The 21,698-nt window shown below is 62.4% G+C and carries 23 protein-coding genes and 1 tRNA gene; 14 read left to right on the top strand and 10 right to left on the bottom strand.

Annotation, left to right across the window (positions count from 1 at the left end):
• Positions 1-2 precede the first annotated feature (2 nt).
• A complete protein-coding gene (locus Q1V51_RS07850) occupies positions 3-935 on the top strand; it encodes an Hsp33 family molecular chaperone (RefSeq protein WP_300555013.1) in 933 nt (310 codons plus the stop codon).
• Here the strand turns inward: Q1V51_RS07850 and Q1V51_RS07845 are convergent.
• Together Q1V51_RS07845 and apaG are read right to left on the bottom strand one after the other, a co-directional pair.
• A complete protein-coding gene (locus tag Q1V51_RS07845; RefSeq protein ID WP_300555010.1) occupies positions 932-2,392 on the bottom strand; it encodes a TrkH family potassium uptake protein in 1,461 nt (486 codons plus the stop codon). The two genes, Q1V51_RS07850 and Q1V51_RS07845, sit on opposite strands and share 4 nt — an antisense overlap.
• 24 nt (positions 2,393-2,416) lie before the next feature.
• Positions 2,417-2,809 carry a Co2+/Mg2+ efflux protein ApaG gene (gene apaG, locus Q1V51_RS07840; RefSeq protein WP_300555007.1) on the bottom strand — a complete coding sequence of 131 codons (393 nt, stop codon included), beginning with the start codon at positions 2,807-2,809 and terminating at the stop codon, positions 2,417-2,419.
• A 157-nt stretch (positions 2,810-2,966) separates the two neighbouring features.
• On the opposite strand from apaG, the gene Q1V51_RS07835 reads away from it, so the two are divergent.
• The 3 genes from Q1V51_RS07835 (at position 2,967) to Q1V51_RS07825 (ending at position 4,701) form a co-directional block, all read left to right on the top strand.
• Positions 2,967-3,983 carry a 2'-deoxycytidine 5'-triphosphate deaminase gene (locus tag Q1V51_RS07835; RefSeq protein ID WP_300555004.1) on the top strand — a complete coding sequence of 339 codons (1,017 nt, stop codon included), beginning with the start codon at positions 2,967-2,969 and terminating at the stop codon, positions 3,981-3,983.
• Positions 3,984-4,099: 116 nt separating this feature from the next.
• Positions 4,100-4,173 (top strand) — tRNA-Gly (locus tag Q1V51_RS07830).
• Positions 4,174-4,323: 150 nt separating this feature from the next.
• Positions 4,324-4,701, top strand: a complete 378-nt coding sequence (locus Q1V51_RS07825) for a hypothetical protein (RefSeq protein WP_300555001.1) — start codon at positions 4,324-4,326, stop codon at positions 4,699-4,701.
• Positions 4,702-4,732: 31 nt separating this feature from the next.
• On the opposite strand, the gene Q1V51_RS07820 is transcribed toward Q1V51_RS07825, so the two are convergent.
• The 5 genes from Q1V51_RS07820 to Q1V51_RS07800 form a co-directional block, all read right to left on the bottom strand.
• Positions 4,733-5,662, bottom strand: a complete 930-nt coding sequence (locus Q1V51_RS07820) for a hypothetical protein (protein WP_300554998.1) — start codon at positions 5,660-5,662, stop codon at positions 4,733-4,735.
• A gap of 133 nt (positions 5,663-5,795) precedes the next feature.
• Complete coding sequence (locus tag Q1V51_RS07815) at positions 5,796-6,020, bottom strand: hypothetical protein (protein WP_300554995.1); 225 nt, start codon at positions 6,018-6,020, stop codon at positions 5,796-5,798.
• On the bottom strand, positions 5,993-7,390 hold the full coding sequence (locus Q1V51_RS07810; RefSeq protein WP_300554993.1) for a glycosyltransferase family 2 protein: 1,398 nt from the start codon (positions 7,388-7,390) through the stop codon (positions 5,993-5,995). Before Q1V51_RS07810 ends, Q1V51_RS07815 begins: the two co-directional genes overlap by 28 nt.
• A 104-nt stretch (positions 7,391-7,494) precedes the next feature.
• Entirely contained in the window at positions 7,495-8,970 is a 1,476-nt protein-coding gene (locus Q1V51_RS07805; RefSeq protein ID WP_300554991.1) for an alpha/beta hydrolase, read from the bottom strand.
• A 227-nt stretch (positions 8,971-9,197) separates the two neighbouring features.
• On the bottom strand, positions 9,198-9,686 hold the full coding sequence (locus Q1V51_RS07800) for a histidine phosphatase family protein (RefSeq protein WP_300554989.1): 489 nt from the start codon (positions 9,684-9,686) through the stop codon (positions 9,198-9,200).
• Positions 9,687-9,824: 138 nt separating this feature from the next.
• On the opposite strand from Q1V51_RS07800, the gene Q1V51_RS07795 reads away from it, so the two are divergent.
• On the top strand, positions 9,825-10,460 hold the full coding sequence (locus tag Q1V51_RS07795) for a peroxiredoxin (protein ID WP_300554987.1): 636 nt from the start codon (positions 9,825-9,827) through the stop codon (positions 10,458-10,460).
• Between the two features lie 87 nt (positions 10,461-10,547).
• On the opposite strand, the gene Q1V51_RS07790 is transcribed toward Q1V51_RS07795, so the two are convergent.
• A complete protein-coding gene (locus Q1V51_RS07790) occupies positions 10,548-11,318 on the bottom strand; it encodes a 2OG-Fe(II) oxygenase family protein (RefSeq protein ID WP_300554985.1) in 771 nt (256 codons plus the stop codon).
• Between the two features lie 453 nt (positions 11,319-11,771).
• On the opposite strand from Q1V51_RS07790, the gene Q1V51_RS07785 reads away from it, so the two are divergent.
• From Q1V51_RS07785 to Q1V51_RS07770, 4 genes are read left to right on the top strand one after another with little or no spacing between them, the layout of a single operon-like run.
• A complete protein-coding gene (locus tag Q1V51_RS07785; protein ID WP_300554983.1) occupies positions 11,772-12,026 on the top strand; it encodes a hypothetical protein in 255 nt (84 codons plus the stop codon).
• 1 nt (position 12,027) lies between these two features.
• The gene (locus tag Q1V51_RS07780) at positions 12,028-12,270 is read left to right on the top strand and encodes a hypothetical protein (RefSeq protein ID WP_300554981.1); all 243 of its coding nucleotides are present in this window, start codon (positions 12,028-12,030) and stop codon (positions 12,268-12,270) included.
• Positions 12,267-12,674: a hypothetical protein gene (locus tag Q1V51_RS07775; protein WP_300554978.1), complete on the top strand. Its 408-nt coding sequence runs from the start codon at positions 12,267-12,269 to the stop codon at positions 12,672-12,674. The genes Q1V51_RS07780 and Q1V51_RS07775 overlap by 4 nt, the downstream gene beginning before the upstream one ends.
• The gene (locus tag Q1V51_RS07770) at positions 12,671-12,871 is read left to right on the top strand and encodes a helix-turn-helix transcriptional regulator (protein ID WP_300527330.1); all 201 of its coding nucleotides are present in this window, start codon (positions 12,671-12,673) and stop codon (positions 12,869-12,871) included. Before Q1V51_RS07775 ends, Q1V51_RS07770 begins: the two co-directional genes overlap by 4 nt.
• A gap of 7 nt (positions 12,872-12,878) precedes the next feature.
• On the opposite strand, the gene Q1V51_RS07765 is transcribed toward Q1V51_RS07770, so the two are convergent.
• Positions 12,879-14,582 (bottom strand): hypothetical protein, encoded by a 1,704-nt coding sequence (locus Q1V51_RS07765; RefSeq protein ID WP_300554975.1) that lies wholly within the window; start codon positions 14,580-14,582, stop codon positions 12,879-12,881.
• An 883-nt stretch (positions 14,583-15,465) separates the two neighbouring features.
• Here Q1V51_RS07765 and Q1V51_RS07760 point away from each other — a divergent pair.
• The 5 genes from Q1V51_RS07760 to Q1V51_RS07740 all read left to right on the top strand — a co-directional run bounded on the left by Q1V51_RS07760 (position 15,466) and on the right by Q1V51_RS07740 (position 20,984).
• Entirely contained in the window at positions 15,466-17,049 is a 1,584-nt protein-coding gene (locus tag Q1V51_RS07760) for a lysine--tRNA ligase (RefSeq protein WP_300554973.1), read from the top strand.
• A 164-nt stretch (positions 17,050-17,213) separates the two neighbouring features.
• Positions 17,214-19,379 carry a TonB-dependent receptor gene (locus Q1V51_RS07755; protein ID WP_300554971.1) on the top strand — a complete coding sequence of 722 codons (2,166 nt, stop codon included), beginning with the start codon at positions 17,214-17,216 and terminating at the stop codon, positions 19,377-19,379.
• Positions 19,380-19,477: 98 nt separating this feature from the next.
• Positions 19,478-19,906: a hypothetical protein gene (locus Q1V51_RS07750; RefSeq protein WP_300554968.1), complete on the top strand. Its 429-nt coding sequence runs from the start codon at positions 19,478-19,480 to the stop codon at positions 19,904-19,906.
• 3 nt (positions 19,907-19,909) lie between these two features.
• Positions 19,910-20,131, top strand: coding sequence for a helix-turn-helix transcriptional regulator (locus Q1V51_RS07745; RefSeq protein WP_300554965.1), 222 nt, complete (start codon positions 19,910-19,912; stop codon positions 20,129-20,131).
• A 94-nt stretch (positions 20,132-20,225) separates the two neighbouring features.
• Positions 20,226-20,984: a hypothetical protein gene (locus Q1V51_RS07740; protein WP_300554962.1), complete on the top strand. Its 759-nt coding sequence runs from the start codon at positions 20,226-20,228 to the stop codon at positions 20,982-20,984.
• A gap of 1 nt (position 20,985) precedes the next feature.
• Here the strand turns inward: Q1V51_RS07740 and Q1V51_RS07735 are convergent, their stop codons facing one another.
• The gene (locus Q1V51_RS07735; protein ID WP_300554959.1) at positions 20,986-21,615 is read right to left on the bottom strand and encodes a helix-turn-helix transcriptional regulator; all 630 of its coding nucleotides are present in this window, start codon (positions 21,613-21,615) and stop codon (positions 20,986-20,988) included.
• Between the last annotated feature and the right edge of the window lie 83 nt (positions 21,616-21,698).

The following is a 21,698-nucleotide window of genomic DNA, read 5'->3' as shown; positions in this document are numbered from 1 at the left end:
CAATGAGCGAGACCGCGCGCGATCCCCTCGGGGAGCACGACAATATTGTTGCCGGCTTCCAGGTCGAGGACCGGGCCGTGCGCGGCCGCATTACGCGGCTCGGTGAGACCCTGGACCTCATCCTCGGGGCCCATGACTATCCTGAGCCCGTCGCCCGCATGCTGGGTGAGGCGGTGCTGGTCGCCGGTCTCATCGGCAATGCGCTGAAATTCAATGGGCGTCTGATCGTCCAGGCCCAGGGCCAAGGCCCGGTTGCGTTTGTCGTTGCCGAATACACCGCCGGCGAAGGCGTGCGCGGGTATGCGAAGGTTGATGCAGACGCCGTCGCCCAGGCCATCGCGCAACGACGGGACGATGAGGGCTGGGTCAAGACGCTGATCGGCGAGGGCGTCATGGGCCTGACCATCGACCACGGGCCCAATATGGAACCCTATCAGGGCGTCGTGCCGCTCGAGGGTGACAGCTTGGTCGACAGTGCCGAAACCTACTTCGCCCAGTCGGAACAATTGCCCACCCGTATCCGTGTCGCTGTAGGTGAACACTGGGATGGTGACGGCGAACGCCACTGGCGCGGCGGCGGCGCCATGCTGCAGTCCTTCGCGGGCGATGAAACCCGTGGTGACCCGGCCGCCGACTGGGAGCATTGCCTCGCTCTGTTCAACACGGTCGAGGATGCCGAGCTGCTGGATCCGGAGTTGTCTGCCGGCGGACTGCTCTATCGCCTCTTCAACGAGGACGGCGTGCGCCTGTTCGAACCGGTCGATTTGCCGCGTCGCTGTTCCTGCGACCGCGAGCGCCTCGCCAGCATCATCGCCCGCTTTTCCCAGGACGATCAGGACCATATGCTGGTCGATGGCAAGATCGTGATGACGTGCGAATACTGCAACAAGAACTGGGACTTCAGACCGGCCGATATCGAGGCTGCTAAGTCCTAGCCTCGCCAGAAGCGCGGGCTGAGGAAGACGAGCACAGCGAGAACTTCCAGCCGGCCAATCAGCATATTCGCTGTCAGCACCCATTTGGCGCGTTCGGGCAGGGCTTCGAACGTGCCGGCCGGACCGATCGTGTCGCCCAGACCGGGGCCGACATTGGCCAGGCTGGTGGCCGCACCGGAAAGGGCGGTGGTGGTGTCGAGGCCGATGGACGACAACAGCGCCGCACTGATCACATAGACGGCAAAGAAGACGAAGAAGAAGCCGAAAACCGAGTGCAGCGCGCTGTCCGGAACGGCGCGGCCATTATAGCGCAGCGGGATGATGGCGTTCGGGCGCAGCAGGTTTTCCATGTAGCGGCGCAAGGCAATGCCGGCGATCTGATAGCGGAAGATCTTCACCGAGCAGGTCGTCGAGCCGGCACAGCCGCCGATGAACATGAACAGGAAGAAGGCTGCCGTGGCGGGCGGACCCCAGCTGGTATAATCCGTGGTCGCATAGCCGGTACCGGTAATGATCGAGATCACGTTGAAACTGGCCAGACGCCAGGCGGCCACCTCCTGATGCGGGTCCCTCATCGCCAGCAGCACGGTCAGCGCCACACAGGCGACCAGGACCACGCCGATAAAGCCGCGCACCTGGGCATCGCCCCAGACCGCGCCCGGCTTGCCGCGCAGGGCGAGGAGGAACATGCCGAAGGGCAGGGCTGCCAGCAGCATGAAGACCATGGCGACGATGTCGGCGCCATTGGCTTGGAAGGCGCCGAGACTGTTGTCGGAGGTGGAATACCCGCCCGTTGCGATCGTGGTCATGGCGTGAGCGATGCTGTCGATCCAGCCCATTCCAGTCAGCCCGTAGGCGATGGCGCAGGCCGTGGTCAGGGCCAGGTAGATCAGCGAGATAGCGGCTGCGATTTCCGTGGCCCGCGGCAGGACCTTGTCAGAGGCATCCGAGCTCTCCATGCGGAAAAGCTGCATGCCGCCAATACCCAGCATGGGCCAGAAAGCCATGGCCGTCACGATTATGCCGATACCGCCAATCCATTGCAGGATGGCCCGCCACATCAAGAAGCCGGGCGGCCGCTCGTCCAGACCGGTCAGCACGGTTGAGCCGGTGGTCGTCAGGCCCGAAACGCTTTCAAAAATCGCATCAGTCCAGCCCATGCCCTGTTCTGCCAGGCGTAAGGGAATGGAGGCGGCGGCAGCCAGGGCCAGCCAGGAGCCTACGGTGAGGATAAAGGCCGCGCGCGGCGATAGCGACGTCGCCTGGCTGCGTGTGGCCAGCGCCACCGCACCACCGAAGAAGAAGCAGACAATGGCCGACAGGAAGAAGGCGCTGGCGCTTTCACGCTCACCGGCGGCCGTATCAATCGTGGCCGGGATCAGCATGGCGAGAGCCAGGACGGCCACCATCATGCCGATGGCAAAGAAAACCGGACGCAGCGAGCCGGTCACGGGCATATTCCGCCTCGTTTATGTGTGGATCTAGTGCAGGCTGGCACGGTCATCAGGCCGGTCGAGTGAGAAGCCGGGGATGCGGGCGGCAAAGACTTCGCCGCTTTGGCGGCGCATTTCAAAACTGCCCTGCATGAAACCGGACGGGGTCCGCAACGGGGCGCCGGAGGTGTAACGAAAACGCTCTCCGGGATGGATGACGGGCTGTTCGCCGACTACACCGCGGCCCTGGACATGTTCGGTCCGGCCCATCATGTCGGTGATGGCCCATTTGCGGGACACCAGCTGTACCGGTTGATCGGTGTGGTTTTCGATCTCAATCGTATAGGACCAGACGAACCGGCTCTCATCCGGAGAGGATTCATCCTCCAGATAGTCCGGCTCGACGCGCACCATGACGCCGTCTGTGTCGTGTTCATACATGGCCTGAGCCTCACCCCTCGCCCCGGCTTGGGTGCCCGGACCCCGACATATTCTCTTTCATCCCTGCGCGGCTCAAGCCCTGCCGACAGCTTTGCTGGACATAGCCGTCCCGATAGGAGAGATGTGGGAGGCCAATCCCTCAAGTTTAAGCCGTTTCATGACCGCACACGGAATTCTACCCGACCACGAGCTCGAAGGCCTGTTTCGCAACGGCACTGTCAGTGCTGAGCGACCGCCGGCAGAGGGCCAGATCCAGCCGGCCAGTATCGATTTGCGCCTGGGCAGCAAGGCCTTCCGGTTGCGGGCCAGCTTCCTGCCTGGCGCGACACGCAGCGTGATCTCCCGGCTCGATGATGACCTGGTCATGCATACGGTCGACCTCAGTTCCGGTGCGGTGCTGGAAACGGGTTGTGTTTACCTCGTTCCGCTGCAGGAAAGTCTCAACTTGCCCGCCGGTATCAGCGCGGCGATGAACCCGAAAAGCTCGACCGGCCGGATCGATGTCTTCACCCGAGTCATCACCGACCAGGGCGTGGCATTCGACCAGGCTCCGGAGGGTTATTCCGGTCCGCTCTACGCCGAAGTGTCGCCGCGGACCTTTTCCATACTCGCCCGTGAAGGTGACAGGCTCAGCCAGATCCGGTTCCGCATGGGCACCCATCAGCCGGTGCGTGACGTCACGGTCAGTGTCGACCTGCAGGGTTTTGAAGGCGGTATTGTCGGTTACCGGGCCCGCCGTCATGCCGGGCTGGTCGACCTGGCGCGCATTGGCGAGCACAAGCGCGACCGGTATTGGGAGCCACTGCAGGCGCCGGACGGGCAGCTCGTCCTCGACCCGGGCGAGTTCTATATTCTTGCCTCGCAGGAGGCGGTGTCCATCGGTTTGGGCGAAGCGGCCGAGATGGCGCCGATTGCTACCGAGATTGGCGAGTTCCGGGCGCATTATGCCGGCTTCTTCGATCCGGGTTTCGGCGTCTCCGAAACCGGCGGGTCGGGGTCTCGTGCGGTGCTGGAAGTGCGCGGCCGGGACGTGCCCTTCATTCTCGAGCATGGTCAGCCGATTGCACGGCTCGTCTATGAGCCGATGCTGGAAGCCCCCTCTAAAGCCTATGGTGCCGTCGCGTCCAACTACCAGGCCCAGGGCCTGAAACTGTCGAAATTCTTTACCTCATAGTCAGCGCGGCCGTGTGTTGTCTGCGTGCAGCGATGACCACTGACTCATCTGTATGGACAGGAGCTACAGGCCCCGCCTATCGTCGGGCACAGGCGCGCTTCGCGAGCCGCCGGGATGCGGGTGTAGCTCAATGGTAGAGCAGGAGCTTCCCAAGCTTAAGACGAGGGTTCGATTCCCTTCACCCGCTCCACTTGATCCTGTGCCACCGCATTGTGAGGTGCGCCGTGTGCGCGCCGTATTTACTGCGGCGCCCGTAGAAAGGATAAGGGGCTGGTATTCGACCGTCGTCCCGAAGATGGGCGGCAACAACGCCTGAAAAATAGCCGGATCGAGCCATTCGATGCATGCAATCCAGTTCAACCAGCTCGACGAAAAAGGCGCATTCCTCGCGATATGGGATGATCAGGTCGGCCGCACTGACCTCGCGGCTGCTGTGGTGGCCGGCCGGGAAATGATCGAACGCGGTGTTTTGCGGGGCGTCATAATCGATGCCAGCCAAGCTGGGCTTTACGACAGCCAGGAGTTGGCGGAGGAGCTTTGGGTCGACGGCCTTGCAGCCCTGCCGGAAGGGTTTCCGATCGCCTATGTCGGTCCGCCCGGATTTCGGGCGCTCCGCGAGAAAGCCATTCGGTCCGCTGCAGTCGATTGGGGCCAGGATGTCGAGATTTTTGACGACCGCCAAAGTGCGGTCAGCTGGCTCGACACCCGGCTATCCTGAGCCGGGCGTCGAAGCCATGGGCTGAACCGCGTTATTTCGGGCTTGGATTATAGCCCAGCTGGATTTCCGAGAACATCAATGTCGTCGCCGCCCGGCTCGACCCATAGGTGCCGACATAGACGTCATAGACGCCGTTCCCGCTGAGGCTGAGGCCGGCATTGACGCCGCTGCCGCCATCATCATTGCAATACCAGCGACCATCGGGGCCGTTCACAGCCAGAGTCGTGTCGCTATTGCCTTCGGTATAGATGTGCATGCTGCCATAGCCGTTATAGGTCAGCTGAATGCTCGGCGCGCTGGTGACATAGCCGCGGCAGCTGGAGCTGATCGAGCTCGCTTGCAGCGGCCCGCCTGCGGTCAGCGGCACGCGATGCGGATCCGGCAGGAAACCGCCATTCAGCGTGACATTGCCGAACACGGCCGGGCGGGAAATATCCACCTGGGTATAATTGCGGCGGACGACGCCGGCGCTCTCCACCGTGTGCTCGCCGAGTTCTGAAATGAACAGGGTCGCTGGCACGCCGGCGCCCTGGCTGTAGGTTCCGACCCAGATATCGTATCGGCCCGATTGCGGGGCGCCCCAATAGAGCAGCGGATTCAGGGCATGATCGGCGCCGTCATCATCGCAATACCAGCGGCCGTCTGGGCCATTGATGACCAGCGTCGTGTCGCGCTCGCTATCGACATTGATGAACAGGTCCTGGGAGCCAGCCGTGTAATAGAGCGAATAGTCCGGCGCATTGGCGATATAGCCGCGGCAGTTGGAGAACCGGTCCTGGGCGCGCAGCGAGCCGCCTGCGGTCAGGTTGCGATAATGCGGATCCGGGATGAAACCAGAGCGTAGCTGGATCGAGCCGAAGGCTGGCGGCAGTGAGTAATTCTGCGCCAGGGCTGTGCCGCCCAGCGCGGCCGTCAGGGCCAGAGCGGCCAATCCGGTTTGAAGATGTTGGCGAATAGACATGGAAATTCCCCCCTTCCGGGCATTGCGATGAATCACGAGGTCCCTCGTGTGAACGGTAACCATGTTGCCTTGGGCTTCCAAACGAAAACCAAGACTTGCGCCGGTTTTCTGCTGGGCCTGGGGGCAGCCTGCCTCAGAGCCGGGGGCGGCCTTCGCTGAAATCAAGCCCGCCCAGAACAGCCAGATTGATCAGCATCAACATGGCCAGAGTGCCGGACAACACGGCCACCAATGTCCAGGGGATCATGCGCGGGCCGAGTTCGGGGCGGGCCGGTTGCGCTGATTTCCAGCGGGCCAGGACAAACAGGCCAATGCCCAGAGCGAGCAGGATCAGGGTGGGCGTGAGGTCGAGATGCATGCTTTTGCGTCCGTTTGGCCGTGCTCCGTCTTATCCCAGTAAAACGGCCGTACGATCAATTCCCACACTGCGCGAAGGGCTGCTATCGTTTGCAGGGGCCAGTAAAGCGGCATGCTGAGGAGGTCGATGAGCCGAAACGGCAGGCCGGCCCGCCGCATTCCTAGGCCAGCACAGGCGATTGCGGCGCCATAACTGGCGATCAGAAATCCGAGTATGGCGATCTCTGCAAGATCTGGCGTGCCCGCGCTGGCGATGCGGCCAAGGGTGAAGAGGGCGAGGGGCAGGTGCAAAAGCGCCGAGGCGACCGCCGCTCCCAAGGTCAGAGCCAGGGCGAGCCAGGGAACGGACCGGATGTGCGTGCCGGACATGCGTGTTTGAACAGCCAGGGTCTGGGCGTAACCCTTGAGCCACCGGGTGCGTTGCTTGATCCAGGGCCAACACCGTTCCGGCGCTTCTTCAAGCGTGGGGCATGTTATCAGCCCGAACCGATAACCGCCCCGGTAGAGGCGGAAGCCGAGATCGGCGTCCTCGGTGACATTGAACGCGTCCCAGGCACCGACCTTGCGCAGAGCGTCCCGGCGAAAGTAGTTGCTCGTGCCGCCTAGCGGGATCGGCCAGCCGAGGCGGATATAGGCCGGGAGCAGGACCAGGAAGTGCGCGGCATATTCCAGCGCGAACTGCCGGGCGAGCCAGCAGGAGCTGTGATTATACCAGTTGAGCGGGGCCTGCAGGCAGGCCAGGCTCGGATCCGCGGCGGCGAAATATTCCGCCGCTTCGCGCAATTGTCCGGGATGCGGGTGGTCTTCAGCGTCGAGTATGGTGATGATCTCGCCACGACTGCGCCGAAGCCCGAAATTGAGCGCCCTGGGCTTGGTTTGCGGAGCGCCGGCCGGGACGCGAACCAGCTCAAAGCGAGGATCGAGCCCGGCGGCGAGGGCTGCAAGCCAGGTTTCCGTATCGTCGGCCTCGAGCAGGATTTTGATCTCCAGCTGATCGCGTGGATAGTCGATGCGTTTCAAGGCCTCGATCAGCCCCCCGATCACACCGGCTTCGCGATAAGCGGCGACCAGGATGGTGGCGCGCGGCAGGGTGTGTCCGGCCCGTTTCGGGAACTGCTGCGGCCCGGCGTTCAGGCAGCAGGCGTAGAGGCGCAGCGCGATGATGCTGGCAAAGCCAAGCCCGAGCCCGAAACCCCAGGCGGGCACATTGTTGGACATAAGCAAGACGACAAGGCCCAGGCCCAGGACCAGAAGCGCCCAGACCTGTCCCGGGTTGAGCCCGAGCCGGGCGCTGGCCTGCGGCTGCTTGCGACTAAGTCCGTTGGCGGCCTCCCGCGTCCACAAGCGGTCGCGCAAAGAGCGGGCCGACATATTGTGGCCGTAAGCCGGTATGCTTGCACTGGCGCATGGTTGCGACGCGCCGCTCGCTCTATGAGTTCTCGCCTTCATCGGGCGAGTTTAGAATAATTGCAACCTTAAGGCGAATCATTTTCCCGGGTTGGTGGGCATTGTGGCGAGGGCTCGCCGCGGTCGGTGAAGTGCCAGTACACCGCCTCCTCCGTGTCGGTGGTCGGTGACATGCCGGAATGCCGCGTATCCGGAGCGCTGGCGCCGAAGCGAAGGATACAGCTCATGTCCTCGATGATTGGTGTGCGCTCCATATAGTCGGAATGCCCGAGGCGGGCGCGGCGCAGAAGGTACCGGGTCGCGAAGCCGAGGAAGGAGAAATGGCTGCGCGTCATGTCGATGGTCTGCGGCTGCAGGCCACCCGGGCCCACGCCGAAGCCGAATACCGGCGGGTGCGCATTCTCCGGGTAGAAGCCGATGCGCGATTTGCGGTCGAGGTCTTCGCCGCGGGCCGGAAACAGATTGCGCAATAGCTGGGAGCTCGCGACCGCGACGTCAGACCCTGAGGTGTACAGAGTCAGACTGTTCATCATCGGCGCTGCGGGTTGAACCCACTCGACGAAGAGATTGCGGTCGAGGTCGCCGGACGCGAAGAAAACATGGTTCATCTCGAACTCGGGATCGACCATCGCAAGCCGGTTCAGCGCCTGGGCGAAGACCCGTGTACCCATGGAATGGGCCACGATATTCAATTCGGCATCGGGCAAGGAGCGGCGGGCGAGACGCAGGAAGTCTACCAGACCGTCAACGCTGAGATCGGCATCGTCCATGTCCGAGAGATAGTGCATGACCGAGCCATTGGCCGGCCACGAGTAGAACAGGACCGGCCCCGGAAAATCGAGGTCATACTTCATCTGCGCGGCGCGGAAGGCGGCATCGCGGAAGCGAACATTGAAGCCGTGAATGAAGATGATGGCCTGGTTGTCATACTCGCCATTCATCTCGCCAACAGCGTCATCGAGCATTTGCGTGGCGAGATCGGAAAAGGCGTCGGCGTTGAGCTCTTCATAATCCCAGACCGAGAAGAGACGGCGTCGCTGTCGGTCGCTGACCTCGCGGGCATCCCGCGGCACCGCATTGATCCGGTCGCCGCGCTGCCGGCTGTCCGGTACGGTGATGGTCATCAGGCCGAGATGGCAGTAGCGCTCTCCCGCTTCAACCAGGCCGGGCTCGCATTTCGGGTCTGGCCGTACGCTGTAGGCCTCCTGCTCGTCGAGCCTTGCTCCGAAGTCACTGAGCGGAGCGCGATTGGTCCCGTAGAGCAGGGTTATGCAGGTGTAGCCTTCACCGGAAGCGGTATCGCCAGAGGCCCGGGAGTAACAATCATCGGAGAGATATTGCGTCCCGTCGAAGCCGGCAGCAGAGCCCCTGCCGCCACTTCCAATGGACCCGATCGAGCCGAAAGTGGGGCTAATGCCACTGCCCCCACCGCCCTGGCCGGAACCGGTCATGCCGAGGCCGCTATCGCCCGCAGCACCGGTCGTGTCGGACAAGATCTCATCCCAGTCGACCACGTCATCATCCGGCGGTTGCGCCGCTTCCACCGGAAGGTCCGGCTCGGGCGGCGGCGGCGGCGGCGGAGGAGGAGGAGGAGGAGGAGGGGGAGGAGGTGCTGACGATGCACCGCCATCACCGGTTATGGGCAAGGACGCGCAGCCGGTGAGACCCAGACCCAGTGCCAGAATGGCGGTAGACAATAATCCACGCATGAACGATCCCCCCGGTTCGAGAACGGGAGCTTAGCGTTGCAGAGGAAAAGATGGAATGGCGCTCAATCTTTGGGATTGAAGAGCGCGACCAGCCTGGGCTCATCCAGCCCCTCGCCGCTGAGCGAGAAGGCTGCAGCGGCAGCGGTGGGGTAACCGCCAGGAAGCTGGCCTGCGGCACCGGCCTTGGCGGCGAGGGCATGGGCCAGCGCGCCGATACCCGGGTTGTGACCGACAACGGCTATCCGGCTGACCTGCTCGAAAGCGGTTTTGACGGCACGTTCGATCATGGTGTCGCTGGCATGGTAGAGCGCCATTGGATCCTCGATCGCGGGTGCGCCGAGTGCCGGCGCGATCAGGTCGAAGGTTTGGCGCGTACGCCAGGCCGGTGAAACCAGGGCCAGATCAACTTCCAGGCCCTGTTCGGCAAACAGCCGACCGGCATCTTCACTGTCGGAACGGCCACGTGCTGTCAGGCCGCGCTGAAAGTCGTCCTCGGCTTCGAGTCGGTCCACGGCCTTGGCATGACGCATCAATATGAGAAGTCGATCCATGATCCTCGCCGGGCCAGAGGCCGTCATTACCCCAGTCAATTGGGTCGCTATACCGCTTCGCCCCTTGCAAACGCGCTGCAGGAGGCTCACCTAGGTCTACGCTGTTTTTCCCCGCTGTAAAACTTCAAGGAGCGCACCATGGGTCTCTTGCTAGGCGATATCGCACCGGACTTCGACATCGAAACCAATGAAGGTCCGATCAATTTTCACAACTGGATCGGCGATAATTGGGTCGTCTTCTTCTCCCACCCGGCCGATTACACCCCGGTGTGCACGACCGAGCTGGGCTTCACCGCCAAGCTGAAAGACGAGTTCGCCAAGCGTAATGCCAAGGCCATCGCCCTTTCCGTCGACAGCGTCGAGGACCACAAGGGCTGGATCAAGGACATCGAGGAAACCCAGAATGTCCAGATGAACTTCCCGATCATCGCCGACCCGGACCGTGTGGTCTCTGATCTCTATCAGATGATCCATCCGAACGCTGATCCGAAGCTGACCGTGCGCTCCGTCTACATCATCGACAACAACAAGAAGATCCGCGCCACCTTCACTTATCCGCCCAGCGCCGGCCGGAACTTCAACGAAGTCCTGCGGCTGATCGACAGCCTGCAGCTGACCGATGAATACAAGGTGGCAACGCCGGTGAACTGGGTCGATGGCGATGACGTCATCGTCGTGCCGTCCATTTCCGATGCCGAGGCCGACAAGCTCTTCCCGGCCGGCTATGAGCGCATCAAGCCCTATCTGCGCGTCACCAAGCAGCCGAACAAGTAGTCCAAGCCGGCTGAATAACAGCGGCTCATGCCGTAAAATGGGCGGGCCCGCCGGGGTCCGCCCCGTCTATTCCAGCTCTTGGCGAGCCTAGTGGTTCGTCACCGGCGGATCGTCCCGCAGCCAGCCGGTAATCGACACCCGCCCGCCACCGGCAAAGCCGGCCACCTGGCTGACCGAGTGGATGCGCGTCCCGTCAAACAGGGTCAGAACGTTGAAGCGCGGCATGTAGGCGCGCTCGATATCCTGGTTGTCGTCGAGGAACATCAGCAGGCCGCCCCAATCAGTCTGCCAGCCCGGCGTCATGCCAAGCGTGTAGGCGGCGCGGCGCTCTCGGTCATAGCCTTCATCGATATGGCGGGTCAGGAAATGGCCGGGCGCGAACTGGGTTGCCGAGGCGTCGGCCTTGGTGATGCGATCCGCACCGATAACGGTCCGGCCAAACTCCAGGAAGCCGCGCGAATTGAGGAATTCCGTGACCGTGTGGAGCGGGTGGCCTTGGTCCCAGCCATTCGTATAGGCCTCGACCATCGGATAGACATTGTACATGTAGCCATAGTTCTGGCGCGCCCGCAGCAGGACCCCGTCGATCTCCGCCTTGGCCGCTTCCATGCCCATTTTGTCGATCTCGTCCCGGTTGAGATAGACGATTTCGTCACGGCCGCCGGGCGTCGCCGACGGCTTGGGGAAGGCCAGACGCCAGGGGGTGCCGTTGACGAGCACGTCGAGCAGCCCCTTGGCCGTATCTTCAGCGAGAATATTGGGGATCTGCACGATCCCGTCCCGCTTGTAGATTGCGGCAAACTGAGCCGGATCGAGATCCGGATTAAGCTTCAGCTCGTACGTCGGCGTGGTGTTCATGGTCGGCGTGCCCCTCTCTTGCGGAGCACAGCCTAAGGAGCGCACGCCCGGCGTCAAAGCGCGGTTGCAGTGCGACATCTCTGCTCAAGCCACCGACGGCGGGTTTCGCGCGCCGGGCAAAGCAAGCCTCGTGTGCAACATGATGCGTTCGTGCATGAGGCGATGTTATCTGCTCATGCCTGGTCTTGTAGCGGTTCAGCCCGGCCCGAAAATTTAAGTACATGAATAAAAACTCAAAATTGACCCTTCGCAGTAAAGTGTAAAGGGGCCTTGACGGAAAGCGAGCTTTCCACATAATGGAAAGTGAGTTTTACATAGGGGTGGCGTGAGCCGGTTCAGAGTGTGTGCTGCGGCCGATGCCCGATGCCCGGTGCCCGATCGACCGCGTGGCCAGCAATGCGCGTAGCGACACCCGCACTGAATCGACCATCTCATCGAAGAGGAGATCAACTGATGGGCAAACAAGTCCGAAAACTCGTGCTCAGCCTAGCCGTTCTGGTCTGTATCGGCGCCTGGGTCGGTGTCGTGGCGACCTTCCAGTCCACCGATGATATCGCCACCAAGACCATCGCCGTGACCATCGCCGCGCTGGCCACCGAAGGCCTGATCTGGGTGCTGGCCATTATCGGCGGCTGGTCCGTCTTCGCCAATCGCAAAGCCCTGTTTGCCCGCCTGTTCGGGCGCAAGAAAGCCATCAAGGAGGCCTGATATGGAAAAGTATGATGATATCCCGACCCTGAAATCCCTGGCCGTGTTCGCGGTCGTCTTCCTCGGCATCTGGGCCTTCGTGTCCGGCGAGATTGCCTGGCTCGGCCCGCTGCGGGACTTCGTCGCTGGGCTCAGCTTTGAGCTGAAAGGTCTGGTCCTGGCCAGTTTCATTATTGCCGTTCTCGCGGCAGCGCGGATTATGGTGTTGATCACCAAGGGATTCGGCAAAGAGACACGTGAATGACCTGGACCCAGCTCAACCCCGCCAGCCGACGTTACCATTGGCGGGCCGCTGTGCTCATTTTGATCTTTACTGGCCTGGTGGTCGGTATCGACAAAATCCTCGACCCGTCGATCAATAATTGGTCGGCGGGGGCGACATGGCCGCTGGTTGGGTTGACCTGCCTGCCGCTTGCCCTGTGGGGCTATGAAACGGTTCGCTATGTGCGCCATCTCGACGAGATGGTGGCCCAGATGCAGGTCCGGGCGGCAGCCATTGCGGCGCTTGCGGTCCTCTTCTTCGGTGCGGTCACCGGCGTGGCCGAGATCTACGGCCAGATGGAACCGCTCAATACGGCCCTGATGCTGCCTTTCGCCGCGGTCGTCCACAGCGCCGCCTCGCTCTGGCAGGAATGGCGCATGCGATGAATAACCGGCTCAAGGAATTGCGCGGCGAGCGCGGCTGGAGCCAGCAGGCCCTGGCGGAAAAGCTCGACGTCTCACGCCAGACCATCAACGCCCTGGAAAAGGGCCGCTACGACCCGTCCCTGCCGCTCGCCTTCAAGATCGGCCGCCTCTTCGAGTTGAAGATCGAGGAGATTTTTGACGATGAGGAGGCGGGCTAGTGATGGCCTAGTCTTCCGCTGCACCCAGCCTTGCCAAAATCGTTGTCTTGATGCTGATACCGGCGCCGAGCGGTTGGTGTGCAGCAGGCTGTTGGCGCCAGATCGATAACGCGATCTGCAACATCTCCTCCGCCAGATCCGTCCGGCCATGGCGGGCGGCGGCGCCGGCGAGATGAAGTGCGGCTTCGGCAGCCCGGAAAGGGCCGCTCTGCCGACGCGGCGGATCCAGCGGGTCGATGGAGACGAGGTAGTCTTCATGCGCGCTCAATGCGCGGTTTCCCGATACCGCAATGAGGCGCCGTGCGCAGGTTTCGGCCAGGTCGAGGTCGAGCGTGCGCGGGCGGGTGTAATCACTGACACAGCTGCTAAGAGCGATATCGATCTCGCCCTGGCTGCGGGCGAACGGGGTGTAGCGCTCCAGATTGCGCAGGCCCCGCCCGGCGGCCAGATCGTAACGCAGCGCTGTCGATACTTGATAATGCCCGACGTCGAAGGCTTCGACCTGTCGGTCACGCTGCGCCAGCATGGCTTGATACACTGTGATCGCACAGCGCGCCGGTATGGCGGCGCGACCATTCCGGCCCGCGGGATAACCGGTCTGTCCCGGGCACGCCTCGCCGTTGGCTTCCCGCTGGGCATAACCCTGCCAGCGGTTCATCAGGGCATCGGCTTCGGCGACGGCTCCAAGGCGGTCGAGCATGTCGAGGGCGCTGGCGACAAACCGGGTGCTGTCGCGGTGATGATCTTGCGCCTGATGGGTGTAGCAAAGCGCCAGGGCGCGCAGAGTTGTGTCATCGCCCGCCGGCCCGAGCGCGTCGAACGCCTCAAGGCTGAGTGCCGGCAAGGTCTCGCAATCGTCTATAGAGACCTCGAGCGCCCACTGTTTGAGAGCGGTGTTGCCGGAGCGGATGGCCCGCTGACGCAATCTGATCATCGCATCCAGCCGTTCGAGACCCCGGGCACCGGAGGCATTGAAAATCTCCAGTGCCGCCAAAGGCCGGCCCAGGGCAAACTCGATTGCCATTTCATCACTCAGGTCCAGCCGCGGCCCGTTGGCGATACGGAACATCCGCCGGGCGCCGTCCTCCTCGCCCAGCTGGGTGTAGCGATGGAACAGGCTGGTCGGCGACAGGTCAGGATTGTGAAGCGGGCTGATGTCGCGGCTATGGCGAAGCTCGTTTTCCCAGCCTGCCAGGGCGGCAAGGGCGAGGGGCCGGGATGGGCGCGTATAAGCGGCATCCTCGTCATAGTGGCTATGCCGCATGGCCAGAGCCCTGAAGGCGCTGGCCCGGATCTCGGCGCCGGAGTTCAGGTGGACCTGGCCGAGCATCAGGCTCTGCGAGCTGCGCCCCCGGGCTGTTTGCCGCACTGGTTCAAGCGCTGTTTCAGGGTCGGCGCCGCTATCGATCAGCTGCTGGGCGGCATCAATGGCGGCATATTCCAGGCGTAAGGGTTCGCCGAGGGCTTCGGCTGCCGGGTCAGGTGCGAGCTCCGGTACCGTGCCGCGGCGTTCATGGATATCCGCGATGATGTCGGGATGGCGGGCCAGATCGGCATCCTGGGTCAGCGCTCTGATGCTGCCGCGGGTTGCGAGCTCCAGCAGGCAAACACTCTCGTCCGGATCATCGCTGCAGGCGACATAGTCATGCGTGGTTGGCGTTGGCAGGTCCGACTGCGCCCAAACCGGTGACGCAGAAGCGATTGCTGCCATTAAACCCAAAACGACAACGCGCTGCATGAGACAAAACCCTCGATCCGGTTCGACAAACGAGCCGCGTCGATAAAACCGTGCCCAGGCGCAGTGTTCAATGTTTAGTTGATTCACGATCGCGAAAAGCCGGACCAGGAAGGTGCGGGGAGGCCGGGTTCGGGAGGAGTTGGGCCTCCCCGCTGTGTCGGCCTGTCCTGGGGAAAGGGGGGACGATCAGGCCGGTGCTTCTGGACACTCAAGTGAAGGCGGTTCGGGGCGCCTTCTCTGTTTCAACGGGCCTCCGCAGTATCTCCGTCGCCAGCGAATGCGGAAAACGCAGCGGCACCGTTTGCAGTGCTTCAACATCGCGCCGGCCGGGCCCATGCCCCAGCTTTCCTGCCATGCTCGAGAGTGTGTCGTGTCCGGTCACATCTCGCCATTGTGTCCGCTCGGGAGAGATCGCGCTTGGGGGGATCACGATCTCTCCCGCTCGGTGTTCCGGCCGTCCGTAAGGGGGAGAGGGTCGGCGGCGGGAACAAAAAAAACCCTCCGGAGCTGGGGCTCGGGAGGGCGGTTCAACCGGGGCTGTGTCGGCAGCTTTACCGGATGAAGACGGAACCCTCCGCAGGCGCGAAGCCAGTCAGCCAAATGGCTGCCGGGTAGAGGTCGAATGTGCACGGCAGTACGCGCATCGGTTTCACTCACAGGTTCGCACCCAAGCGGGCGGGTTAAACAGAAACCCCACGATGACAGGGGTCGTATTCCCCCGCAAGGCGAAAACGACACGCTGTGGTTCTATCGCGCATCAGTGTGGTTTTTGGGTAACGGCTATGTGCTTGACGCCCCGGCCCATCCCCTCTACCTGCCAGATCATTATTCTCCCTTTAGAAGAAAGCCTCTGTCCATGTCTGCCGAGATTGCCCAAAACGCGAAAGCCTGGCCGTTCGAACAAGCGCGCCTGCTGAAAAAGCGTCTGGATAAGCTCGGCCGCAAGGATGGCCCGGTTGTTTTCGAGACCGGCTATGGTCCGTCCGGCCTGCCGCACATGGGTACGTTCGGCGAGGTTGTGCGCACCTCCATGGTGCTGCGGGCGTTCGAAGAGCTCACTGGCGGCGTCTATGAAACGCATCTGATCTGCGTCTCTGACGATATGGACGGCATGCGCAAAGTCCCCGAAAACCTGCCGCAACAGGAGATGCTCCAGGGCTATCTGCAAAAGCCGCTGACCCAGGTGCCGGACCCGTTCGGCACGCATGACAGCTTCGCCGCGCATAATAATGCGCGCCTGTGTGCCTTCCTGGACAGTTTTGGCTTCTCCTACGAGTTCAAGTCGGCGACCGAGCTCTACAAGTCCGGGGCCTTCGACGAGATGCTGCTGAAAGCGGCGGAGAAGTTCGACGACATCATGAAGGTGATGCTGCCCACCCTGGGCGAGGAACGCCAGGCGACCTATTCGCCCTTCCTGCCGATCTCGCCCAAGACCGGTCACGTGCTGTACGTGCCGATGAAGTCTGTCGACGCCAAGGCGGGCACGATCACTTTTGACGATGCTGATGGCACCGAGACGACCCTGCCGGTGACAGGCGGCAATGTGAAACTGCAGTGGAAGCCGGATTTCGGCATGCGCTGGGCCGCGCTGGGCGTTGATTTTGAAATGTTCGGCAAGGACCACCAGGCCAATGCGCCGATCTATTCGCGCATCTGCCGCATTCTCGGCATGGAGCCGCCCACCCAGTTCGTCTACGAGCTCTTCCTCGACGAAAAGGGCGAGAAGATCTCCAAGTCCAAGGGCAATGGCCTGTCCGTCGAGGACTGGCTGAAATATGCCCCGCAGGAGAGCCTGAGCTATTATAATTTCGTCAAGCCGCGGCAGGCCAAGAAACTCTATTTCGACGTCATTCCGCGCGCCGTGGACGAGTATCTGCAGCATCTCGGGGCCTATGCCGGTCAGGACGAAGCCAAGCAGCTGGAAAACCCGGCCTGGCACATTCACGGCGGCAATCCGCCAGAGACGGCCTCGCCGATCTCCTTCGCGCTGATGCTCAACCTGGCCTCCGCAGCGAGCGCCCACAATACCGACGTGATGTGGGGCTTTATTGGACGCTATGTCGATGGCGCGACGCCTGAGACGCACCCGGTGCTGGACCATTTGGCGCAGTTCGCGGTGCAGTATTTCACGGATTTCGTTGAGCCGACAAAGGCCTTCCGTGCGCCAACCGATATGGAACGTGCGGCGATGGAGGACTTGGTCACCCGGCTGAAGGCGCTGGACCCCGGCGAGCGTGACCCGGAAGTCATCCAGACCGAGGTCTTCTCGGCCGGCAAGTCGCAGGCGTTTGAAAACCTGCGCGACTGGTTCAAGGCGCTCTATGAGGTCCTGCTTGGCCAGAGCCAGGGCCCGCGTTTCGGCTCTTTCGCGGCGATCTATGGCCTGCCTGAAACCATCGCCCTGGTGGAAAAGGGACTGTCAGGCGAACTGCTCGATTGAGGCCTGTCGGCGCTGGGGCGTTCACGCCTTTCTGAACCCCCTTCCGGGTTCTGCTGACCTAAATCACCGCATGCTGATCCGTTGGCTTTCCCTTCGCGTAATGTATCAGTAACTGGCGGAGCGTAAGAGGGCGCCCCTCGGACATGTTTAGGAGTTGCGTTTCCATGGCACGATCCCGCGCACGCGCGGGCGTCGCGATTTCCTTTATCGCGTCGTCCCTGATTGGTCTGTGTTCGCCGGCCTTGGGTCAGTCCGAGGAAACCGGTGTCGAAGTCTATCTTCCTGAGGCTTTCGCCGAATTCCTGCCGCAAAACGCCAATGACCTCGTTCGCCGTTTGCCAGGGTTTCAGGTCAATGAAGGCGACCAGGTGCGTGGCCTGTCCGGTGCCCAGGGCAATGTCCTGATCAATGGCCGCCGCCCGCCGCCGCGCTCCGGGTCTCTCGGCTCGCGCCTGAGCACGATCCGGGTTGAGGATGTCGTTCGGCTCGAGCTGATCGAGGCCGGCGCCCGCGACGTCGACATGCAGGGCTATCCATTGCTTCTGAATATCGTGCTGCGCGATGAGACCGCGCGCCGGATCAATGGCCGCCTCGAGGTCGAGCCGCGTGAAAATGGTGGTGACGAGACCCAGCTGGCCCTCGGCGGATCCATTACCAATGCCCGTTTTGCTCTGGAAGGTAATCTGGAGACCTATGACGAGGCGCTGATCGACTATGAAGATGTCCGGGCCGCGACCGCTGACACCCCGACCGCGCGCCTGACACCGGATCGCAATACCACGCAATCGCGTCGTGACGCCCAGGGTTCGGCAACCCTGCCACTCAGCGGCGGGCGCACCCTGATCCTGTCCGGTGCCTATGATGGCTATGAGGAAACCCAGCGTCCGACCGCCGAGGAAGTCGAGAGTGGCGCGGCGTTGCAGGAAACCAATGCCTTCGAGAATGCCGATACCAGTTTCGGCCTGGAATACAGTAGCCCCCTGGGTGAGGCGCTGGACTTGCGTGCGATGATCACGCGCCGTGATGGCGAGCAGGAGAGTTCGGCCAGCCTGCGTGAGGACGGCTCCCTGAGCCAATCGTCCTCCGGCGAGGAGACGAGCGAGACCGCAACCCGAGCCACTCTGCGCTGGCGTCTCAATGAGGCCTGGACCATCGAAGGCGGCGGAACCTGGGCTCTCAATACGCTCGACGGTACCTCTACGGCGACGATCGATGGCGTCGTGCAGGATATCGAAGGTTCGACCGCATCGGTCGAGGAGACCCGGACTGCGGCCCTTGCCGTGGTGACCTGGACGCCGCGCCCGGCCATTTCCGCGCATTTCGGCGGTCGTATCGAACAATTCAGTCTGAATTCGTCCAATGCGGCTGGTGAGCTGTCGCTGACCGATGTGGTGCCGCGCGCGGACCTGACCTGGACCATGCCGATGGACTGGGTCTTGCGCCTGTCGGCTGAACGTCAGGTGGGCCAGCTCAATCTCGACCTCTTCCTGGCCGAGACCAATCTGGACAATTCGCTCAACACGGCTGGCGCATCGACGCTGGAGCCTGAACGCGACACGACCTATCGCGCAGAGCTGGAACACCGCTTCGGTGAGCGTGGCCTGATCCGTTTGGCGGCTCAGCGCCGCGAGGTGGACAACTCCATCGTTCGCATCCTGACCGATCAGGGTGATGTGACCCGGACCAATCTCGGCCCGGAAACCTATGACCAGGTCGAGGGCTTCTTCGAGTTTGATCTCGGCCGCCTCGGCATGCCGGGCCTGTTCATCGATGGTTTTGCCATCGGCCGCCAGTCCGAGCGCATCGACCAGCTGCAAGGCTTCAAGCGCGAAACCTCCGGCCATAGTGATTACACGGTGGAGATCGGTCTTCGCCAGGAGTTCGCCGGTGGTAAATACGTCCTCGGCATGGAGCTCGAACAGGATGCGCCGGCCACGGATTATCGTTTGACCTTCATCCGCACCCAGGACCGGGGTCTGGAAGCGCGCATCAATGGCGAATGGCGGCACACCGACGGCTGGCGCACCGGCTTCTGGTGGCGCCTGCCGGAGACCGTCACGGAAGACAGCCTCGTCTTTGATGATGTGCGCCAACCCGGTCTCGAACCGGTCTTGCGCAACACGATCGAACGCGAGTTTGGTTCCTTCTTCTCCTTGTGGACGGAATATGAGCTGCGCGATGAGGTCCATCTGCGTCTCAATGTTCGCACCGGCCGTGCGCGCGAGGGCTTTACCGAGGTCTTTGATATCGACGGAACCTCGCTGGACTATGCCGATATCGATGTCGACAATGTGCCGAGCTTCAATATCCGCCTGAGATGGAACCGCTAGGGCGAGAATTCCCCGTAAAAAATATTTGACACCGGGTCGATGATTTCCTACATCATGTCATGTCAAAAATAACATACATGGTGACAAGGAATATAGACATGAGCTTTCTCGAACGGATCAACCTTGTAGTTCTGGCCGCCCTGGTGGGGGTCTATGGCTGGTATTTCAGCACGGTCGGCGGTGAGCTGATTGGCGGGCTCGAGCCAGGCGCCGCGCTGTCATCGATCAATGACAAGATGTTTCTCGCGGTCGGCGCCTTCATCGTCTTGATGATCATTTCCTCGATCGTCACGGCGATCTTCATGGGGCGCGAAAGCGAAGAGCAGGATGAACGCGACAAGATGATCGACATGCGCGGTGATCAGCGCGGCGGTTTCGCCCTGGCAGTGTTCGCTCTGTTGGGCATGGCACTGGCCATGGCGGACTATCCCAATGTCCTGGTCGCCAATGCGATCCTGGCCGGTCTGGTGGTCAGCGAAATGGTGAAAAGTGTCTCCAAGCTGATCGATTATCGCCGGGGCGTGTAGGTCATGGCCAAACCAACCGCGATTACCAACGATCTGCGCCGTCTGCGCTTTGAGGCGGACGAGATGACCCAGGCCGAGCTGGCCAAGCGTGTCGGTGTAACCCGCCAGACCATTCTGGCCATCGAGCAGGGCAAGTACTCGCCCTCCCTCGAGGTTGCCTTCAAGATCGCCCAGGTCTTCGGCGTACCACTGGAACAGGCTTTCCAGTATCCCGGCGAGGGCTAGGACAACCAACAAGCGCGCCCTTACTTGTCTGGCCAGGGGTGAAATCTGGCCAGACAGCCTAGGCGCGCCAAAATTCTTGCCCTAGATTGAAACCATGCGCTTTCTCGGGTTTCTCCTGTTCCTTTTCTTTGCGGCACCGGCTTACGCGGATATGGCGGAGGCCCGGTCAGCCTATGAGCAGGGACACTGGCAAGCGGCTGCAGCCTATGCCCAGCGGGCCGGCGGAGCGGACGGTTATGCCTTTGCTGCGGGCTCGCTTATCGCGCAGCTCATGGTCGAGCCGGACCACCCGGATCGTGAGGCCCTGGCCCGGCGGGCGCTGGAATTGGCCGAATATGCCTACGAGCTCGACGGGGAACATGTTGAGGCCCGCCTCCGGCTGGCCGGCGCGCTCGGCTTCCGCGGTCGCTATATGAGCGCGTTCCGGGCCTATGTGCAGCGCATGCCGCATCGGGGCAAGCGTCTGATCGAAGATGCCGTTGAAGCGGACCCGGACAATGCCTGGGCGGTCGGCATGCTCGGCGCCTGGCACCTGGAAGTGGCCCGCCGTGGCGGTCAGCGCGGTCTCAATGCGCTCGATGCCTCGGTTGAAGCTGGGATCGGATTTTATACCCACGCCATCGCCATGGAGCCGGAAAACCCGGCACCGCGTTTCTTCCTCGCCGTGGCGCTGCTCGCGCTTGATGAACCGGCCTATTACGACATGGCCCGGGAGCAGGTGGAGATCTGTCTGCAGATCGAGGCAGGCGATGCGTTCGAGCAAGGTATCCAGAGCGAAGCGGATGTATTGCGCAGCATGATCGATGATCGCCGCCGGGCCACGGCCTGGGCCGACGACCGCATGCGTCGCTAGCCTATTGGCTGGCCCAGATAATCCGCGCCATCCAGACAATGCTCTGCAGTGAAATCCGCTGCAAAGGGCCGTTGCCCGGCAGCGGTTTCAGGCAGATTTGCTGTACCCCTTGCTCGTGCAAGATGTGGGCGCTGAGCTGGGCATTGCGGACCTGGATCATGACCCGGTCGCCGCACCGTACGGCCTGCGTTCTATCGATGATCAGGCGGTCGCCGGCCCGGTAGACCGGTTCGAGCCGGTCATCGGGCACTTTCAGGGCAAAAGCCGTTTTCAGCGGGAAGTCCGGGAAGGGGACATGGGTCCAGCCTGAGCCCTCCGGCAGACCGTCGCGACCGAACGCGTTGCTGCAGACGGGGTCGGCCAGATCCATTGAGCGCAGCGCGCTGGCCCTGGGCAAGCGGTCCCGGACCAGGGCGGCAAAACCGAGAAAGTCCAGATTGGCCGCGGCGAGCGCCTTGGAAAGGCTTTCCGTTGAAGGCCAGCGCGGTTTGCTGCCATCGGCAGATGTGCGTTTGGACGGGTTGAACGTGGTCGCATCCAGCCCGGCCCGGCGCGCCAACCCGGACGGGCTGGTCTCGGCATAGGCGGCGAGACGATCGATGCCCCGCCAAATTTCGGCGTGTGTAAACATCAAGCAAACCCTCAGCGTGTGTGAGGCTATCGGAAATTGCAGCGCAGCGCGAGTCGGGCTTGCGCCGCGGGCTGGAGCCAGAT

Origin of the sequence: Maricaulis sp. (assembly GCF_030149235.1) — a bacterium.
Taxonomy (GTDB): Bacteria; Pseudomonadota; Alphaproteobacteria; order Caulobacterales; family Maricaulaceae; genus Maricaulis.
This window is presented reverse-complemented; position numbering and strand designations above follow the sequence as displayed.

Bases quoted from the DNA above. Each gene is read 5' to 3' on its own strand.
- Q1V51_RS07755 (WP_300554971.1), top strand. From the start codon at position 17,214: ATGGCACGATCCCGCGCACGCGCGGGCGTCGCGATTTCCTTTATCGCG.
- Q1V51_RS07835 (WP_300555004.1), top strand. From the start codon at position 2,967: ATGACCGCACACGGAATTCTACCCGACCACGAGCTCGAAGGCCTGTTT.
- apaG (WP_300555007.1), bottom strand. From the start codon at position 2,809: ATGTATGAACACGACACAGACGGCGTCATGGTGCGCGTCGAGCCGGAC.
- Q1V51_RS07820 (WP_300554998.1), bottom strand. From the start codon at position 5,662: ATGTCTATTCGCCAACATCTTCAAACCGGATTGGCCGCTCTGGCCCTG.
- Q1V51_RS07845 (WP_300555010.1), bottom strand. From the start codon at position 2,392: ATGCCCGTGACCGGCTCGCTGCGTCCGGTTTTCTTTGCCATCGGCATG.
- Q1V51_RS07850 (WP_300555013.1), top strand. From the start codon at position 3: ATGAGCGAGACCGCGCGCGATCCCCTCGGGGAGCACGACAATATTGTT.
- Q1V51_RS07825 (WP_300555001.1), top strand. From the start codon at position 4,324: ATGCATGCAATCCAGTTCAACCAGCTCGACGAAAAAGGCGCATTCCTC.
- Q1V51_RS07785 (WP_300554983.1), top strand. From the start codon at position 11,772: ATGGGCAAACAAGTCCGAAAACTCGTGCTCAGCCTAGCCGTTCTGGTC.
- Q1V51_RS07735 (WP_300554959.1), bottom strand. From the start codon at position 21,615: ATGTTTACACACGCCGAAATTTGGCGGGGCATCGATCGTCTCGCCGCC.
- Q1V51_RS07815 (WP_300554995.1), bottom strand. From the start codon at position 6,020: ATGCATCTCGACCTCACGCCCACCCTGATCCTGCTCGCTCTGGGCATT.
- Q1V51_RS07770 (WP_300527330.1), top strand. From the start codon at position 12,671: ATGAATAACCGGCTCAAGGAATTGCGCGGCGAGCGCGGCTGGAGCCAG.
- Q1V51_RS07745 (WP_300554965.1), top strand. From the start codon at position 19,910: ATGGCCAAACCAACCGCGATTACCAACGATCTGCGCCGTCTGCGCTTT.
- Q1V51_RS07740 (WP_300554962.1), top strand. From the start codon at position 20,226: ATGCGCTTTCTCGGGTTTCTCCTGTTCCTTTTCTTTGCGGCACCGGCT.
- Q1V51_RS07810 (WP_300554993.1), bottom strand. From the start codon at position 7,390: ATGTCGGCCCGCTCTTTGCGCGACCGCTTGTGGACGCGGGAGGCCGCC.
- Q1V51_RS07760 (WP_300554973.1), top strand. From the start codon at position 15,466: ATGTCTGCCGAGATTGCCCAAAACGCGAAAGCCTGGCCGTTCGAACAA.
- Q1V51_RS07750 (WP_300554968.1), top strand. From the start codon at position 19,478: ATGAGCTTTCTCGAACGGATCAACCTTGTAGTTCTGGCCGCCCTGGTG.
- Q1V51_RS07780 (WP_300554981.1), top strand. From the start codon at position 12,028: ATGGAAAAGTATGATGATATCCCGACCCTGAAATCCCTGGCCGTGTTC.
- Q1V51_RS07795 (WP_300554987.1), top strand. From the start codon at position 9,825: ATGGGTCTCTTGCTAGGCGATATCGCACCGGACTTCGACATCGAAACC.
- Q1V51_RS07765 (WP_300554975.1), bottom strand. From the start codon at position 14,582: ATGGCAGCAATCGCTTCTGCGTCACCGGTTTGGGCGCAGTCGGACCTG.
- Q1V51_RS07800 (WP_300554989.1), bottom strand. From the start codon at position 9,686: ATGGATCGACTTCTCATATTGATGCGTCATGCCAAGGCCGTGGACCGA.
- Q1V51_RS07775 (WP_300554978.1), top strand. From the start codon at position 12,267: ATGACCTGGACCCAGCTCAACCCCGCCAGCCGACGTTACCATTGGCGG.
- Q1V51_RS07790 (WP_300554985.1), bottom strand. From the start codon at position 11,318: ATGAACACCACGCCGACGTACGAGCTGAAGCTTAATCCGGATCTCGAT.